General features: G+C 60.0%; 16 protein-coding genes and 1 pseudogene. 11 read left to right on the forward strand and 6 right to left on the reverse strand.

The genetic code is table 11. From position 1 onward, the window contains the following. Positions 1-7: 7 nt before the first annotated feature. Both ACLEJR_RS08215 and ACLEJR_RS08220 read right to left on the reverse strand, forming a co-directional pair. Complete coding sequence (locus tag ACLEJR_RS08215) at positions 8-463, reverse strand: DUF2442 domain-containing protein (protein ID WP_440813204.1); 456 nt, start codon at positions 461-463, stop codon at positions 8-10. 28 nt (positions 464-491) lie between these two features. Further along, the gene (locus ACLEJR_RS08220; protein WP_440813206.1) at positions 492-1,058 is read right to left on the reverse strand and encodes a helix-turn-helix domain-containing protein; all 567 of its coding nucleotides are present in this window, start codon (positions 1,056-1,058) and stop codon (positions 492-494) included. 150 nt (positions 1,059-1,208) lie between these two features. Between ACLEJR_RS08220 and ACLEJR_RS08225 the strand changes: the two genes are divergently transcribed. From ACLEJR_RS08225 to ACLEJR_RS08265, 9 genes and pseudogenes are all read left to right on the forward strand, one after another. Continuing rightward, complete coding sequence (locus tag ACLEJR_RS08225) at positions 1,209-1,991, forward strand: aldolase (RefSeq protein ID WP_440813208.1); 783 nt, start codon at positions 1,209-1,211, stop codon at positions 1,989-1,991. Between the two features lie 19 nt (positions 1,992-2,010). Then, positions 2,011-2,898, forward strand: coding sequence for a dihydrodipicolinate synthase family protein (locus tag ACLEJR_RS08230; RefSeq protein ID WP_440791456.1), 888 nt, complete (start codon positions 2,011-2,013; stop codon positions 2,896-2,898). A 132-nt stretch (positions 2,899-3,030) separates the two neighbouring features. Continuing rightward, complete coding sequence (locus ACLEJR_RS08235) at positions 3,031-3,297, forward strand: Rho-binding antiterminator (protein ID WP_440813210.1); 267 nt, start codon at positions 3,031-3,033, stop codon at positions 3,295-3,297. A gap of 172 nt (positions 3,298-3,469) precedes the next feature. Continuing rightward, positions 3,470-4,660 carry a colicin E3/pyocin S6 family cytotoxin gene (locus ACLEJR_RS08240; RefSeq protein ID WP_440813212.1) on the forward strand — a complete coding sequence of 397 codons (1,191 nt, stop codon included), beginning with the start codon at positions 3,470-3,472 and terminating at the stop codon, positions 4,658-4,660. Next, complete coding sequence (locus tag ACLEJR_RS08245) at positions 4,657-4,887, forward strand: DUF7683 domain-containing protein (protein WP_440813213.1); 231 nt, start codon at positions 4,657-4,659, stop codon at positions 4,885-4,887. Before ACLEJR_RS08240 ends, ACLEJR_RS08245 begins: the two co-directional genes overlap by 4 nt. A gap of 338 nt (positions 4,888-5,225) precedes the next feature. Further along, the gene (locus ACLEJR_RS08250) at positions 5,226-5,462 is read left to right on the forward strand and encodes a colicin E3-like toxin immunity protein (RefSeq protein ID WP_440813214.1); all 237 of its coding nucleotides are present in this window, start codon (positions 5,226-5,228) and stop codon (positions 5,460-5,462) included. Between the two features lie 201 nt (positions 5,463-5,663). Beyond that, a pseudogene (locus tag ACLEJR_RS08255) lies at positions 5,664-5,810 on the forward strand (colicin E3/pyocin S6 family cytotoxin); the annotation flags it as partial. Then, positions 5,807-6,037 (forward strand): DUF7683 domain-containing protein, encoded by a 231-nt coding sequence (locus ACLEJR_RS08260; RefSeq protein WP_440813216.1) that lies wholly within the window; start codon positions 5,807-5,809, stop codon positions 6,035-6,037. The pseudogene ACLEJR_RS08255 and the gene ACLEJR_RS08260, both read left to right, overlap by 4 nt. Before the next feature lie 264 nt (positions 6,038-6,301). Beyond that, entirely contained in the window at positions 6,302-7,387 is a 1,086-nt protein-coding gene (locus ACLEJR_RS08265; RefSeq protein ID WP_440813218.1) for a diguanylate cyclase domain-containing protein, read from the forward strand. On the opposite strand, the gene ACLEJR_RS08270 is transcribed toward ACLEJR_RS08265, so the two are convergent. The 3 genes from ACLEJR_RS08270 to ACLEJR_RS08280 are packed head-to-tail and all read right to left on the reverse strand — an operon-like array spanning position 7,371 to position 12,968. Continuing rightward, positions 7,371-9,725 carry a TonB-dependent receptor gene (locus ACLEJR_RS08270; RefSeq protein ID WP_440813221.1) on the reverse strand — a complete coding sequence of 785 codons (2,355 nt, stop codon included), beginning with the start codon at positions 9,723-9,725 and terminating at the stop codon, positions 7,371-7,373. The two genes, ACLEJR_RS08265 and ACLEJR_RS08270, sit on opposite strands and share 17 nt — an antisense overlap. A 1-nt stretch (position 9,726) precedes the next feature. After that, positions 9,727-12,129, reverse strand: a complete 2,403-nt coding sequence (locus tag ACLEJR_RS08275) for a hybrid sensor histidine kinase/response regulator (RefSeq protein ID WP_440813223.1) — start codon at positions 12,127-12,129, stop codon at positions 9,727-9,729. Beyond that, positions 12,129-12,968, reverse strand: a complete 840-nt coding sequence (locus ACLEJR_RS08280) for a response regulator transcription factor (RefSeq protein WP_440813226.1) — start codon at positions 12,966-12,968, stop codon at positions 12,129-12,131. The genes ACLEJR_RS08275 and ACLEJR_RS08280 overlap by 1 nt, the downstream gene beginning before the upstream one ends. Before the next feature lie 199 nt (positions 12,969-13,167). Between ACLEJR_RS08280 and ACLEJR_RS08285 the strand changes: the two genes are divergently transcribed. Together ACLEJR_RS08285 and ACLEJR_RS08290 are read left to right on the forward strand one after the other, a co-directional pair. Beyond that, positions 13,168-13,572 carry a DUF488 domain-containing protein gene (locus ACLEJR_RS08285; protein WP_440813227.1) on the forward strand — a complete coding sequence of 135 codons (405 nt, stop codon included), beginning with the start codon at positions 13,168-13,170 and terminating at the stop codon, positions 13,570-13,572. Between the two features lie 181 nt (positions 13,573-13,753). Further along, entirely contained in the window at positions 13,754-15,256 is a 1,503-nt protein-coding gene (locus tag ACLEJR_RS08290) for a DUF6630 family protein (protein WP_440813228.1), read from the forward strand. Positions 15,257-15,334: 78 nt separating this feature from the next. On the opposite strand, the gene ACLEJR_RS08295 is transcribed toward ACLEJR_RS08290, so the two are convergent. Further along, positions 15,335-15,592 carry a hypothetical protein gene (locus tag ACLEJR_RS08295; RefSeq protein WP_440813230.1) on the reverse strand — a complete coding sequence of 86 codons (258 nt, stop codon included), beginning with the start codon at positions 15,590-15,592 and terminating at the stop codon, positions 15,335-15,337. Between the last annotated feature and the right edge of the window lie 7 nt (positions 15,593-15,599).

Below are 15,599 nucleotides of genomic sequence, written 5' to 3' on the forward strand. Positions count from 1 at the left end.
CTGCTGATCAGCAACCCGTCTGCTGGGTCTTTGCGCTTGCAGCTTTTGCCACTCTCTTGCGTTTGTATTCAAACTCCCAGCCCTTGCAAGCCAGGGCCACGTGCTTGGGAATCAGCGAAGTGCCGCTGCTGTAGGCGGTAATGGTGCGATGGGTAAAGCCCAATTCCTGTGCGGCGGTTGTCAGCGAAAGTTTGTTGGCAGCCATCCAGCCTTTGAATGCCTGAGTCGGCATCACCTCACCGGCCTGCTCCAGCGCCAACCGATGCAAGGTGACACCCGCCAGCTCCAGATCATTACCCCAGCTCACATCGAACCCCCATTCGCCCACCTGCGCGGCCCCGAACAAAGACAGATCCTCCAGGGGCTGGAGCACCGGAAACTGGCGAATGTACTCGCGCAGGTCCACGTCGTAGCGCTTTCCGTTGGCGAACTCCACCAGCGACTCGCCATCAGGCGTTTGCACATCCAACCCATTTTGACGGAGCGACGCACTAAACGTCCTCGCCCTTCCCCACCGATTCATCGCTGTGGACCACCACCAACAACTGCGCCTGAACCTCCCCCACCGAACGCAGCCGATGGGGCTTCTGTGCATTGAAATGCAGCGCATCCCCGCGATTCAGCAACACGCGCTCGTTCATGAAATCCACTTCCACCTGGCCCTCATGCACGAACAGGAACTCCTCCCCCGTGTGTTCCTTGAACGCGTGATGCGCCGTGAATTCGCTCGCGGGATAGAGGATGAAGGGCAGCAGGCTGCGCTCGGACACCTGATGGGCCAGTACCGCGTATTCGGAGCTGCCACTGCTCGCCGCCAACGATTGGCGGTCTCCACAGCGCACCAGGCTGTAGCTGTCGAGGGAAACGTTTTCTTCGGAGAACAATTCCTCGACGTTCACGTTCAGCGCCTTGGCGAGCTTGAGTGCCGTGGCGATGGAGGGCGTGCTCAGCCCGCGTTCCACTTTGGACAGGTAGCTCTTGGTCATCCCGGTTTTATCGGCGAGGACGTCCAGTGTCATGCCGAGTTTTTTCCTGAGCAATTTCAAGCGAATGGACATAGGTAACCAACATTTCCAGAGAAACGGACAATCTGCGATTGCAAATGACACTTTGTGTCATATAGTCTATTTAGTGTCATTAGCACCTTTGCTTCATAGCTTCCATGACGCGGATCAAGAACGCCCGATGAACGAATCAGGAGAACGGAGATGAGCAAGACACTGACGACGCCGAAGGACCAATTGGTCCAGCATGCAGTCAACCAGATGCAGAAAACACTGCCGGATAATACGTGGACTGTGCGACAAAAGCTGGCCCTGACCTGCCGTATCCTGTTCGAGAACGGTCACGATTCAGGGCTGGCCGGGCAGATTACCGCGCGCGGGCCGCAACCCGGCACTTACTACACCCAGCAGTTGGGCCTGGGGTTTGACGAAATCACCGCCGGCAACCTGCTGCTGATCAATGAAGACCTTGAGGTGTTGGAGGGCCACGGCATTCCTAACCCGGCCAACCGTTTTCACACCTGGGTGTACCGCGCCCGGCCGGATGTGAATTGCATCATTCACACCCACCCGACCCACGTCGCCGCGCTGTCGATGCTGGAAGTGCCCTTGCAGATCTCTCACATGGACCTGTGTCCGCTGTACGAAGACTGCGCGTTCCTGGAGGGCTGGCCGGGCGTGCCTGTGGGCAATGAAGAAGGCGAACTGATCGCCGGGGCCCTGGGCAACAAGCGCGCCATCCTGCTTTCCCACCACGGCCAGTTATCCACCGGTGCCACCGTGGAAGAAGCCTGCAACATCGCCCAACTGATCGAACGCGCCGCAAAGTTGCAATTGTTGGCCATGGCCGCCGGCGAGGTGAAACCGATCCTGCCTCACCTGGGGCGCGAAGCCCACGACTGGATCGCCCGCCCCAAGCGTCACGCAGCCGCCTTTAACTACTACGCCCGGCAGAACCTGCGTCAGCACGCCGATTGCCTGAACTGAACCCACCAGGAGCCAAGCCATGTCTACCCCTAGCATCCACGGCATCATCGGTTACACCATCACGCCCTTTTCCGCCGACGGCCAGAGCCTCGACCTGGACGCGCTGGGCCAGTCCATCGACCGTTTGATCGACAGTGGCGTTCATGCCATCGCGCCCTTGGGCAGTACCGGTGAAGGCGCCTACTTGAGCGACGCGGAGTGGGACCAGGTCAGCGAATTCAGCATCGCTCGCGTTGCCGGCAGGGTGCCGACCGTGGTCAGCGTGTCTGACCTGACCACCGCCAAGGCGATCCGCCGCGCGCGTTTTGCCCAAGCGAAAGGCGCCGATGCGGTGATGGTATTGCCAGCCTCTTACTGGAAACTGAGCGAGGCGGAAATCCTCGCGCACTACCAGGCCATCGGCGCCAGCATCGACCTGCCCATCATGCTTTACAACAACCCCGCCACCAGCGGCATCGATATGTCGGTGGAACTGATCCTGCGGATTTTCAACGCGGTGGAAAACGTCACCATGGTCAAGGAGAGCACTGGCGACATCCAGCGCATGCACAAGCTGCAATTGCTGGGCGAGGGCCAGGTGCCGTTCTACAACGGTTGCAATCCGCTGGCGCTGGAAGCCTTCGCGGCCGGCGCGAAGGGCTGGTGCACTGCGGCGCCGAACCTGATCCCGCAGCTCAACCTCGATCTCTACGCAGCCGTTCTCGCCAACGACCTGAACCAGGCCCGGACGTTGTTCTATCGTCAGTTGCCGCTGCTGGACTTCATCCTCAAGGGCGGCTTACCGGCCACGATCAAGGCCGGTTTGCGCACCCTAGGGCTGGAGGTCGGCGATCCGCGCCTACCGGTGTTTCCGCTTGATGCGGCGCGAAACAGCCAACTGACGACTATGTTGAAACAATTGCTCTGATCCAAGCAGAGCGCTGCACGCTCCCCTCGCGGTCGGACAGGAGGCTACATGGATGCCTCCTGTCCGAACCGTCGAAGCCGTCGCCCGGCAGGGCGACTCCCACTCCCAGGCTGTACCGTTGCGAGGCATGAAATGGATACCTACAAACCCTTGAATTGCGACCTGCATGATTACCTGGAAATTGCCTGCCTATACGGCTATGCGCTGGACATCGAGCTGACTGATGGCCAACGTCTGACAGCCCGTGCAATCACCACGCGCACTTCTCCTACGCGAGAAGAGTTTCTTGAAGTGCAGAGTGCTGATGGTCGTCAGGAGATCCGCCTCGATCGGTTGTTGGCGATTACACCGCAAGATAAGAACGCCAGGTTTGGCCGTGTTGTGCTGGCCGAAGGATGACGAGGCCCGTCAATCAATAAACCCAGTGGTGGGTACTTAGGGCCTTCACTCTCCGTCCCGTCCTGCATTTAGCGAAAACGGACCAGCCATTCCAGGAAACCTCCTACAACCTTCTCTTGAGCTCCCGCGTTAGCGTCTGTCCTTGCCTTTATCGGACGAGACTCACAACGCTGTGACACGCAAACAAGACATCCCCCAGGTCCGAAACCCACCCGCCGGCGATGGGCATCACGTCACGTACAGGGACATGACCGCCAGTGAACTGGCCGAGCGCGAAACTCGACAGCGGGACTATGAGTCCATGCTCGCCCGGCAAGCTGCCTATGAACAAGCGCGCTGGGCCACGGTGGATAACAAACCGCTACCCGAGGTAACCGGATGCGTGTTTGCCAAGAGCTGCAAGCTCCCCAACGGCATCATCGATTACGCCAACCCCAACGGCTATGTCCCGGCGGATCTGATCAAGCAGTATGGCGAACTCATGTGGCTCGGCGGGCGCAGTGCCGACCCTTCCGGCGCGGTGCCCCTCAAGCGGATCGGCGCGAATACCGTTCCCGTTACGTTGGGCAGGTTAGCGCTGGGTGGTTCGGCAACGTCTACGGCTGCCGCTGCCAGCGGCACCGTCGGCGCAGCTCTGCTGACGGGCATCGTTGCCCTGCTCTGGCCCGCCAGCCTGGGTGACAGCGCGCTCTACAGCGAGGATCAGCTACGTCACCTCAAGCAGGCCCGCAGCCGCATGCGCCTGAGCATCGAGCAGCAGGCCGATGGCAGTCTCAAGGGTTACGGTTTCTACACCGGGCAGAACCGCGGCTGGGAGATGGTCGACGTTGTGCAGTTCACTCCGCGAGCCGACCAGTTCATTGCCGATCTGGGTGATGGCGTCGAACTGATCTGGACGCCGGCCACCGATCCTTCCGACACCCTTGGCATCCCTGCCCTGGAGGCCGCGCCCCAGGCGCCGCCCGTATGGATTTATCCGCCGACACCGATGGCTGACAGCATCATCGTCGACCCGATTTATCCGCCGGAGTACAGGGATTTTATTCTGGTGTTTCCGGCGGATTCGGGGGTTCGGCCGGTTTATGTGGTTTTGAGTGTTCCGGGGGATCATAAGTATTACCCTGCTCCGTCGACGCTTCCGGCGTTTCCAGACGTAACGTCTGCCCCATTAAAAACTGCTGTACGTGGAGGAGGAAAAAAACGCCGACGATGGAAGGATCGCTCAGGAAAAATTTATGAATGGGATTCACAACACGGTGCTGTAGAGCTGTACACAAAACAAGGTAAACACCTCGGGGAGTTTGATCCGGAAACGGGTGAACAAACAAAACCCGCAGACCCAGCAAGGAGGGTAGAAAAATGAAGCACGTTATCGAAATTTTCGACAGGATGTCCGAAGAGTTGTTACTGAGTGTAGAAATTCCACAGTCGTATTCAGCACAGCTAGCGGACTTGATGGGCTGGACACAGCCTGAAGATCAATATGATGGCTATGATCTTTTGCCGGACCAAATAGAAACATTAGAGAAATGGACTCACACCTTATTAAGTGGCGACAATCGCATCATTCAAATTGTTTGCCTTGAATAACGCTGAAGCGGGCTGGAATATTTCATCGGCACCAGCACCGACTTGCTCTCAATGCAAACCGGCCCCTTAGTTTCTGAGGAGTTTTCGGGAGGGTGACATGAAAACAACCTAAATAGCGGAGGCTTTAACGCCCCAAATAATGGATAGAAATCCTCCAATCTTATTTTAAGTATTCAATTAATTGAGCCACCTACATATATCAGGCCTCCGTCGATTATCGAGACAGTTGGTAGATACACGACATCCACTCAATGCACACCCCCTTCCCTGCGTCTAAAAAACAAAGACAGCAGCATTAAAAATTATTTGCGAGGACTTCAACGAGTTTGAAGCTTAGATTGGATTGGTACGACAAAAAAACCGAACTGGCTGGAGGCAAAGAGTATTCGAAGGACATGGAGGATGACTTGTCGATAATCTCTGAGCTGGATCTGGAAAGCGAACCAGAAATATATGACGGAGGCTTTGATGTGCTTGCTCGATGGATACCTATACTCCAGCCCTTCTTTGATCATCCAATCGATCCAGAAAAATTCGACTATCAGATTGCATTTCGACACCGAACCAAGTGGTGAAACTGACCTAATCATTTAATCCATTTTTCGCTTTTGCGATGTGGGGCTGCTGCGCAGCCCAGCGGGAGCAAGCTCCCTCGCCACGGGGATGGTGTTTTCCTTTAGGTCCAGGTCAGCCTTAACTCCCCTTCCCAAACACCGATCGGCAATCTCCCGCCCTCGCTCAAGCCCTTCTTGCGTCAATCAGATCGATTTGTTCCTGATCGCTCCGGAAGAATCTATGAGTGGGACTCACAACACGGTGCTGTAGAGCTATATACCAAACAAGGAAAGCACCTTGGTGAGCACGACCCGATAACCGGCGAACAAACAAAGCCCGCTGACCCAACAAGGAGGGTAGAAAAGTGAAGCCCATCGTTGAAATTTTTGACATGACAACGGAAGAATTAATACAGACCGTGGAAATTCCGAGCGTCTACGTGGATCAGTTGGCTGCTCTCATGGGCTGGACAACGCCTGAGGATTCTTGCTTTGTCTACGATCTGTTACCGCACCAGATAAGGACGATAGAAGAGTGGACTCGCACAACATTTAATGGTGGTAACCGAATTATTCAAATCGTCTGTCTAGAATAGATCCTTCGATGAACTACGCTGGGGTGACTGTGGGGCTGCTGCGCAGCCCAGCGGGAGCAAGCTCCCTCGCCACGGGGGTTGTGTTTTTCCTTTAGCTCTTGGGTAGCCCTGGCTAGCGCGCTCATCCCCGTCAGCAAAAATCTTTTCCCTCCATCCCCTCCCGCAAAGCTCCCATCCGCTCCAGCAAAGCCCCTGCCGAATTCGCCCAGCGATAATCCCCCTTCGCTTGCATTCCCCTTACCCGCCAGCCTCACATAAACCCAAATGAACCTACGCACCTTCATCCGTAGCTATTGCTTCGATTCCAGGCTTGCAACAAATGCGCTGACCCACCTGCACCGGGTTTTTTCGTTCCTGGCAGGTTACCTGGCGCAGCAGGGCTTTGATTCCAGGACGCTGCCGGCCACCCGTGACGTGGACGCGCTGGAGCGACGCGGTAGCGGGGTTTGCCCGGAGTTGGCGGCGACGGTGTTCAGTCATGCGCGGGAGGGGGTTGTTCTGGTGGACGCTTACGGTCGGGTCATCAGCGCGAACGAGGCGTTTACGCGGCTTACCGGTTACGGGCAGGACGAGGTGGTGGGCCGGGATTTGAATTCCCATCGCATGGTGCGGCGGCTCGCGGCTTTTTATGGGCCGATGAGGAATGCGCTGGATTTCCATGGCCATTGGTCCGGTGAAATCCAGAGCAGCCACAAGGATGGCCGGGAGATGACGTCGCGCATCAGCATCAGTGCGGTGCACGACCGTCACGGCAATGTTCAGCATTACGTGGTGTTGTTCAGCGACATGACGCAGATGAAGCAACGGCTTCAGTTGCTGGAACGCGATGCTCGTTTTGATGCGCTGACGCAGTTGCCCAATCGGCTGCTGTTGGCCGAGCGGATGCGCCAGGCATTGAGCACGGCGCGCATCCATCAGCAGAAAGTCGCCATCGCGTTTATTGACCTCGATGGGTTCAAGGCGCTCAACGACAGTTACGGCCATGACTGGGGGGATCGGGTGTTGCAGATTGTCGCGACGCGGATCAATGCGACGCTGCGTGAGCGCGACACACTGGCGCGGCTCGGTGGCGATGAGTTCGTGGCCGCGCTGGTGGGTTTGCAGGAAGTTGAGGAGTGCGAGCCGTTGCTCAAGCGCATGCTGCAAGCGGCCAATGCACCGATCCTGATTGGCGCGCAGACGGTGGAGATTGCCGCGAGTATCGGGGTGGCGTTTTATCCCGAGCACGGTGAGGAAATCGATGGGCTGATCAGCAAGGCGGACAAGGCCATGTACCTGTCGAAAAAGGCTGGCGGTAATCGCCTGGCGTTCTGTCCGACGCGTTTTATTTCGCTTAATAACGAAGCCTGAGGGTGGTGCCGAGGGTTCTTTCGCTGCCAGTCATCACGCCGTAGTCGCCAGCGCCCAGCAATGAGTAGACGGCGGTGATGTAATGCCGGTCGAAGGCGTTGCGCACCCAGCCTTCCACTTCCCAGCCATGGTCCTGGCTGCGCAGGCCCAGGCGCAGGTTGGTGAGGCCGTAGCTCGGTTGATAGCTGCCTTCGCCGCCTTCGAGGGTGCCGTAGTAACCGGTCCTGAAGCTGTAGTCGACGCCGCTGTACACCTCTAACCCGTTCGCCAGCGGATGGGTGTGGTCCAGGCCGCTGCTGAGGTTCCATTGCGGGGCGTTGTAGAGGCGCTCGCCGCTGAGGTCGCAGGTCCATTGGCCGGTCTCCGGCGGGCAGGGTGCGTTGGAGAAGCTGCGATAGCGCGCATCGCTCCAGGCCAGGCCGAGGCGCCCGGTGAGCCGCGAAGAAAGTTGCCAGGCCGAATCCAATTCGATCCCGCGCAGGCGGACCTTGCCGACATTGATCAGGTTATCCCGCAGCGGTGGCGCGAACATCGAGGTCGGCGGGCTGTAAGTGAGTGCCTGGTAGTTATCGACGTCAGTCTGGTAGACGGCGAGGTCGAGCATCGCACGCTCATCCCAGAAGCGTGTCTTCAGGCCCAGTTCCAACGACGTGGCGCGCTCCGGCTCGAAGGTGGGCGCAGCAAACGGACCGACCACGTCGAAGTTGATGCCGCCGGCCTTGTAGCCCCGCGACCAGCTGACGTAGCCCATCACCGTCTCGCTGAAGCGATAGCTGGCGCTGAGTAGGCTGGAGAGGTTGTGTTCTTCGATCGAATCCTCGCGGTAATAACCACCGCCGAGAGCGATGTCGCGCAGCACGTGTCCACCGGCCTGGAAGATCGGAGGCAAACCGTCCAGCGGCGCAAGGTTACTGACGTCGCGCGAGACCCAGCCGTCCTTGCGCTCCTGGCTGTAGCGCAGGCCGCCGGTCAGCTCCAGCGGGTCGACCGGGCGCCAGGAAAGCTGACCGAAAATCGCCCGGCTGTCGCCCTTCTGCTGGCCGTCGTAGTGTTGCCGGGCGCCGTCCAATAATTGCGCCGGCACTTGCCTGGGGTCAGTGAAGGTGATGCCGTAGAGTTTTTGCAGTTGCTGCAACTGATCGCCGACGAACCAGGCCGCAGCGTCGTTACCGAATTGGACGTCGATGTCCCGATCCAGTTGCTGACGCAGATAGTAGAGCCCGACGACATAATCGATGGATGAGCCGGCCGTGCCGGACAGCCGCCATTCCTGGCTGAACTGCCGGTGCCCCAGCTCGGTCTCGGACTGGGCGACCGACAGCGCCGTGCTGTCTGCGTCGCGAGTGGCGCGGTAGTCCCAGTTGCGATAGGCGGTGATGCTGGTCAAGCGCAGCGCCTGGTTCAGGTCCCAGTTCAATTCCAACGAGACACCGTTCTGCAAGGTTTGCGGACGCCCCGGTGCGTCGACGCGGATCTCGCGTTGGTACGGATCAGGCTGCGTCAGTGGATAGCCGAGGAACTGAGCGCGCTTGCGGGTTTGCTGGCTGTAGTGATTGACCAGCAGGACGTTGCCGGCTTCGTTCTGCCGAGCATGGTCAGCGATCAGCCGCGCGGTGAAATCCGTATTCGGGGTCCACAGCAACTGCCCGCGCAGGCCTTGGCTGTCGGCGTCACCGAGTCGGGAGCCGTCTTCAAGATTTTCCACTTGCCCATCCTCTGAGCGGTCGAAGACATTCAGCCGTCCGGCCAGGACGTCGTCGCGCAGTGCCCCGGAAATCGTCCCGCGATACTCACGCAAACCGCGCTCGCCGTAGCTGGCCTCAAGGCCGGCCTCGGGCTGGAACGTCGGTGAGCGGGTGACGATGTTCAGCGCGCCGGCAGTGGTGTTCTTGCCGAACAAAGTGCCCTGAGGCCCGCGCAGCACTTCGATGCGTTCGATGTTCATCAACTCGGTGAAGGCCATGCCTTGGCGCGCCTGGTAAACACCATCGACGTAAGTACCGACACTGCCTTCCAGGCCATCGTTATAAGCGGTCGCGCCGAAACCGCGCAGGCCGAAGCCGGCGTAACGGGCGTCGTGACCGGAGACCACTAGGCCGGGCACGCGTTGCTGGATGTCTTGCAGCGTATGCAAACCGGCCTCGTCCAGTTGCTCGCCGTAGAGGACGTTGATCGGGATCGGCACCTGTTGCGGATCTTCCTCGCGGCGTCGGGCGGTCACCGTGGTGGCATCGAGGACGATGGCGCTGGGCGCCGGCGCTTGCTCGGCACCGACCGACGCCCAAGGCAGTGCCGAGAGGCTGCCAAGCAACAGCAGCCGGTGTCCCGAAGCGCGCATGCTAGTGCTCCCGCGCCATCGGACGATGCACCGGGTCCGGGCAAATCAGCGTCTTGACCCAGGCCAGCAGCTCGCGGCTGTCGGCGGGCTTGAGCAACACGGCGTCGAATGTCAGGTGCTGCGGATATTCCTGTGGCCGGCGCGCCGGTAATGCCGAATAGAGCATCACCGGCAGATCGCCCCAGCCCTCGCGCACCTGGCGCAGCAGTTCCCAGCCGTCCATGCCGGGCATCATCTGGTCGCTGATCAACAGGTCGACCGGCTGCTCTGCCAGGCAGGCCAAGGCCTCTTCACCGTTGGCCGCGATGCTTACGTCAAAGCCATAGCCGGCCAGCAGGTCGTAAAGCCATTCGCTGTTCTGCTCGACATCGTCCACCAGCAGCACGTGCTTGCCCTGCCCATCAAGCGGCGCGGCATGATTGTCGACGATGCCGTTTTCCAAGTCGTGTTCCTGGGCGCATTTGAGTTGCAGACGAAAACTGAAGCGGCTGCCGCCCTGCTCGGTGGCTTGTGGTTCCAGGCGACTGCCCATACGTTCCAGCAGCTGCGTGACGATCGACAATCCCAGCCCGCTGCCTTCGTAGCGTTGCGCATTGCGCCCACGCTGGAACGGTTGCAGCAGCCGTTCGAATTCTTGCGGATCGATGCCGATGCCAGTGTCGACGACGCTGAAGCACAGTTCGACGGTCTCAGGACTGTCCCCAGAGGTACCGCTCACTTCAAAGCGGATCTGCCCGTCTCGGGTGAACTTCGCCGCGTTCGCCAACAGGTTCATGAGGATCTGCCGCAGGCGTTTGAAATCGGCTTCCACCAGCGCCGGCAGGTCGTCGGCCACAGAGGATTCAAACGTGTTGCCCTGCCGTGCGGCGAGGAAACCGGCCTCCTCGGCGATCTCCTTGAGAAATCCGTACAAATAACCCGGCGCGAGGCCCAATTGCATTTGCTCCAGCTCGCCACGGGAGAATTCGAGCATCTCGTCGATCAATTCCAGTTGCTGGCGGGCATTGCGCTCGATGGTGGCCTGATAGTCGCGGTTCGGCGCCCCCTGCAACAGCCGCGCATAGTCGATAATGCGCACCAGGGGCGAGCGCAGGTCGTGGCTGATGCGGGCCATCAGCGCACTGCGGGCCTCCAGGGATTCACGCAACTGCGCCGTGCGCAGCGTGACGGTGCTCTCCAGGCGCTCGTGCTCGGCCTGGCGTTGTTGGTCGAGGGTGGACAGCGCCTGCCTTTCCCGCTGGCGACTGCGGCTGACCTCCATGATCAAGGTGCACACCAGCAGCGCCACGCCCGGCAGGGTCGAGGATAGGCTGTGTTTGCTTTGCGGCGACTGCCAGGGCAATTGCTCCTGCGGGAAGAAATAGCGCATCAGCAATTGCCCCAGCAACAACCCCGGCACCAGCCAGGCCATCCAGTTGTAGCTCAGCCGTTTGCGCCAGGCCATGAACAACGTAGCGAGCAGCACGGCGTAGAAACTCAGGAGCGACAACTGGATGAACCGCGCACCCTGGACCGGATCGACCTGCAACCACCAGAACCGGCCGACGGCGCATCCCAACAGCGGCAGCCAATAGCTCCAGCCGATGACATTGGGCAGCCGGGCAACCTGTAGCAACACGCGCATGTAGGCAAGGAACAGGATGAATGAGATCACGCTCGCGCAGGCCAGCAGCTCTCGCGTCCAGCCGAGTGCCGCGGGCCAATAGATCAGGTAGCCGTTCACCAGGCAGGTCAGCAGGATATAGCTCAGAACCGCGCCCGCATTCACGGTCAGCAAACGCGAGCGCAGGATCCCGCCGACGATCAGCCCGAACGGCACAACCAGCAGAACAATACCCAGGGTGAGTCCGTCGCTCAGGTACGTCTGCTGCTGCGCCCGCAGCAAGGCCGGTTCGGACCACAGCTGCGGCTCCAGCAACAGCTGGAAGCTGCTCGTCACGCGTACGAACAAAGTGCTGCTCTGCCCTGCCGCCAGAGTAACCGGGAACGCCGGCTGACGCGCTGGCGGCTGGGGCCATTCGGCCAAGGGATGGGCACCGCCGGCATGGGCTTCACGCCAGCGGCCGTCGGTGTATCGATAGACGCGCAGGTCTTCCAGGCGCGGCGCGCCGATCACCAACAGGCGCGAACAGGCCGCATCGCTTGGGTTGGAAAGTTGCAGCTTCAACCAGAAAGCCGAGCGGCTATAGCCTTGGGCCGGCCATTCTTCGGTGGCTGGGGTGAATCGCGTCTCGGGCAACTGAGCGACCGCTTCCACGTTCAACGTTGCCGGGATGTCTTCGATGATCTGTACCGCAGGCATCAAGTCCAGTTGCTCAGACTGGCAGATGTCCACAGGCGCTGCCCGTAACAGGCTCGCAGGCAGCAATGCCATCGCCAACAACAGAACCTGTAGCAGCCGCATCAGGCGCGCCCGGCCGACTCTGCATCGGCAACACCCAAGGTCTGCTGGCGAAACTGGCTGGGCGTCATGCCGATTCGTTGGCGAAAAGCGGTGGTGAAGTTGCAGGCGTTGCGAAAGCCGATCAGCTCGGCGACGTCTTGCACGCTCATGGCGCTGTCGGCCAGCAAGGCCTGGCCGCGTCGCAACCGGGCATCGCGGATGTAGGCGAAGACGGTCAGGCCCAGGTGCTCGCGAAATATCCGCGACAGGCGTTTTTCGTGGGTGCCGACCTTGTGCGCCAGTTGCGCCAGGGAGGGTGTCTCGTCGAGCTGGTTTTCAATCAATCGCATCGCAGCGCGCAACACGATCTCGTCGCCTTCCGGCTCCGGTTGGGCTGTGTTGTCCTGGCTGGCTGGCGGTGTGCGCCAGGTCAATTGCAGGTGGATCCTGATACGCGCCAGCACTTCCTCCGGCGCGCAGGATTTGGGGATGTAATCGACGCCGCCCACGGACAGCCCTTCCAGACGCTCGAAGGTGCTATTGGCCGAGGACAGAAATAGGATCGGCGTGTGTCGGGTCGCGGGCGCCTCGCGCAGCAAACGGCAGAGGCTGAAACCGTCCATGTGCGGCATGTGCACATCCAGCACGATCAGATCCGGACGCAACGCCAGGGCGCGCTGATAACCTTGGTGGGCATCGCTGGCCAGGGAGATGCGCCAGGGTTGCGTCTTGAGCAGGACGAGCGTGGCGCGGATATCCTCCGGCACATCGTCGATAAGCAGAATATGCGGCTGCGGTCCGGACAACGCCGTTGCGCCTGCCGCCACGGCTTCCCGCCCTTCGTATCGTCCGTCGTCCATTCGCTACGTTCTCTTATCGTGTCCGCTGCCAAGTCATCGCCCGAAAGCAAAAGTATCGCAAAGCTCGTCGGTGGATCGGTATTAATCGTTATACCCATAGCGGCAGGTCATGCGAAGACTTGAAGACACCGGATCGACCCTGGTCGCCCGTGCACTATCGACCTAGACTCAAGCGGTCCCTTACGAATGGCAGGCCTTGATGATCCAGTGCAAACGCGCCTATGAAGCCGCTGGCGCCGAGGATGGCGTCCGTATCCTGGTTGACCGCTTGTGGCCGCGTAACTGTCGCAAGGACGCGTTGGTGATAACTGAGTGGCTGCCGGAAGTGGCGCCTTCCCATGAATTGCGCAAGGCGTTCAAGGCGGGGGCGGTTTCCTTCGACGCGTTCAGGGCGGCTTATCAGCGGGAGCTGGCGGCGCGGCCTGAGCTCTGGTGGCGGCTGGTGGATGTAGCTCGGGATGGGAATCTGACGCTGGTTTATGCGGCCGGATCGACTGTTGAGAATAATGCCGTGGTGTTGGCGCAGTGGTTGGAGGATGAGGTGGAGAAGCGGGCGGAGGGGAGTTCGCCGGTTTGTTATCTGTCAGGGTTTTCCAAGATGTGAGGTGGGCCGGTTGGGGCTGCTTCGCCCGAACGCGGACCGGCCCAGCGGGAGCAAGCTCCCTCGCCACGGGTTCAGTGTTCGCCTGAAGTGGGTGGTGTTTGTTGTGACGTGACTGGCGAAAATTTTTCTGCTGTGCGGCTAAGATGGCGCAGCTTGGGAAATCACAGGGAAGGCACGCGTCATGCAGTCGAAGTTCGATCCGTTGGTCCATATCGATTGGAAGACGCCAGGCGCTGACTTGCTTGGGTTGTTGCAGCATTACTACCCCGGCCTCGGGGCGTTCAGCGGCGCGGCGTTCGAGGCGTTGCTGGATGAGCTATCCAATGAAATGCCCGAGGTCTGTTTCCAGGCATTGGCGGCCGTGTTGGCGCGGGACGGTTTCGATCTGTGGAACCTGGATGCCGGCGGCGATGATTATCGGCCGGTAATCGTTCCGCTCGATCAGCGCGAGGCGTTCGCCCGGTATTGGCAGACGCAGGGCAGCGGGTACACGGCGCTGTTGTTCGAGCCGGCGAAGCCTGCCGCCACCGAGCGAAAGCCGGCCAAGTCCAAACGCAAAAAACTCAATTGGCTACAGGACGTCCATGACTATCCTGGCCCCACCTATGTGCATGAATTGAACTACCGCAACGGCTGGGCCGCGGTAACCGAGCAGGATGACGAACAGTGGCTGTGCTTCCTGATCGACTACAACCAGTGGCCGCCCGCTGAACAGGACATGCTCGAACAGCGCACCGATGGCGTGGACGGCGCGGACCTGGCGCTGGTCGACGCCAACCCCGAGGGAAGCCTGTGGCGACGACGAGTCAAATCCGGGGCCTACAGTTGCGATGACCGCTATCGCTACGAACGGCGTCAGGGCGATGAGATCCAGGCGTTCGGCCCGGCGCAGATGCAGTGGCCTGAGTTCGACCAGCCCTGCGTGGTGGTGGACGGGGAAGTCTTCGAGCGCCAGGTCATCTACCAACCAGAGCATAAAACTCGGATCTGGCGGATCACCGCGGATTCCAGTGAAGTCATTTTCGAGCACCCGTCCGACCTGACGCTGCTGCCCATCGGTCCGCGCCGTTTGCTCTTCATGCAGGACAACGGCACGCTGTGCTGGATCTGGTCCATGGACCCACCGCACCAGACTGTGGTTGCCAAGCCGTTACCGGTGGACGGTTTCAAGCTCAGGGCCTCCAGCGCGTACCTGGGGGGCGATGAGGTCCTGTTGTTCAGTGAAGACGGGCGCCAGAACCTGGAGCATCCGGGCTTTCGGGAAACCGTACTGCTGGCTTGGCGCTTCAACTTCGTCACCGGCGCCACGACCAAGGCCCTGCTCGACGGCTTCGGCAGCGATGTGCGCCAGGACACCCGCCTGCTCGTCACCCAACCCAAGCAAGTGATCACCATGCGCACCTTCCACGGGCAGCTCCACGTCGCCCGCGGGCATGGCGATTGGTGGGTGTGGAATTACCAGACCCACACCTTCGGCGCCCATACCCTGGCGTGGTTCTGGAATCAGCACAGCCATGAAGTGCTGAAGCTGTCGAGCAAGGACATCGCCCGGATCAAGCCGCAGATCCGTTACCTGCCGGCGCAGGATCGGTACCTGGCGTTCGAGACCGAGTTCGTGGCGCGGTTGCCGGGGTTTGGGGAGATGGTCGAAGGCAAGGGCGTTGAGATCCTGAATTTCGAATGAGGGACCTGCTGCCGGAAAATTTTCATGGTGGGGGGGCGCCGTGGGTGATCGGTTGATCCAGTGAGTCCGAGGCGAAGCTCAGTTGCAATGCTTGCGGGCATATAAATAAGCGGCTAACGCTTGCCCGGTAGATATATCCTGCCTGTCGAAATCCGGAATTTCGATTTCAAACTCCTCTTCGATTGCCTTATAAAAATCGTCCACGCCGAAGTACCTCCAGCGCCCATCGTGCAAGACAGGTGCAGGCGCGCCCAACGCATCGAGTCGCACGAATCTTTCCAGTACGATCAGTACACGCTCTTCAATCTCACTTAACTCGCCATCTATAAATATCATGGGTCAG

Source organism: Pseudomonas sp. SMN5 (genome assembly GCF_052041925.1).
Classification (GTDB): Bacteria; Pseudomonadota; Gammaproteobacteria; order Pseudomonadales; family Pseudomonadaceae; genus Aquipseudomonas.

What these genes read in the sequence shown, in the direction of transcription:
- ACLEJR_RS08220 (WP_440813206.1), bottom strand. Translation starts at nt 1,058, where the DNA reads ATGTCCATTCGCTTGAAATTGCTCAGGAAAAAACTCGGCATGACACTG.
- ACLEJR_RS08225 (WP_440813208.1), top strand. Translation starts at nt 1,209, where the DNA reads ATGAGCAAGACACTGACGACGCCGAAGGACCAATTGGTCCAGCATGCA.
- ACLEJR_RS08230 (WP_440791456.1), top strand. Translation starts at nt 2,011, where the DNA reads ATGTCTACCCCTAGCATCCACGGCATCATCGGTTACACCATCACGCCC.
- ACLEJR_RS08235 (WP_440813210.1), top strand. Translation starts at nt 3,031, where the DNA reads ATGGATACCTACAAACCCTTGAATTGCGACCTGCATGATTACCTGGAA.
- ACLEJR_RS08245 (WP_440813213.1), top strand. Translation starts at nt 4,657, where the DNA reads ATGAAGCACGTTATCGAAATTTTCGACAGGATGTCCGAAGAGTTGTTA.
- ACLEJR_RS08265 (WP_440813218.1), top strand. Translation starts at nt 6,302, where the DNA reads ATGAACCTACGCACCTTCATCCGTAGCTATTGCTTCGATTCCAGGCTT.
- ACLEJR_RS08270 (WP_440813221.1), bottom strand. Translation starts at nt 9,725, where the DNA reads ATGCGCGCTTCGGGACACCGGCTGCTGTTGCTTGGCAGCCTCTCGGCA.
- ACLEJR_RS08275 (WP_440813223.1), bottom strand. Translation starts at nt 12,129, where the DNA reads ATGCGGCTGCTACAGGTTCTGTTGTTGGCGATGGCATTGCTGCCTGCG.
- ACLEJR_RS08280 (WP_440813226.1), bottom strand. Translation starts at nt 12,968, where the DNA reads ATGGACGACGGACGATACGAAGGGCGGGAAGCCGTGGCGGCAGGCGCA.
- ACLEJR_RS08285 (WP_440813227.1), top strand. Translation starts at nt 13,168, where the DNA reads ATGATCCAGTGCAAACGCGCCTATGAAGCCGCTGGCGCCGAGGATGGC.
- ACLEJR_RS08290 (WP_440813228.1), top strand. Translation starts at nt 13,754, where the DNA reads ATGCAGTCGAAGTTCGATCCGTTGGTCCATATCGATTGGAAGACGCCA.
- ACLEJR_RS08295 (WP_440813230.1), bottom strand. Translation starts at nt 15,592, where the DNA reads ATGATATTTATAGATGGCGAGTTAAGTGAGATTGAAGAGCGTGTACTG.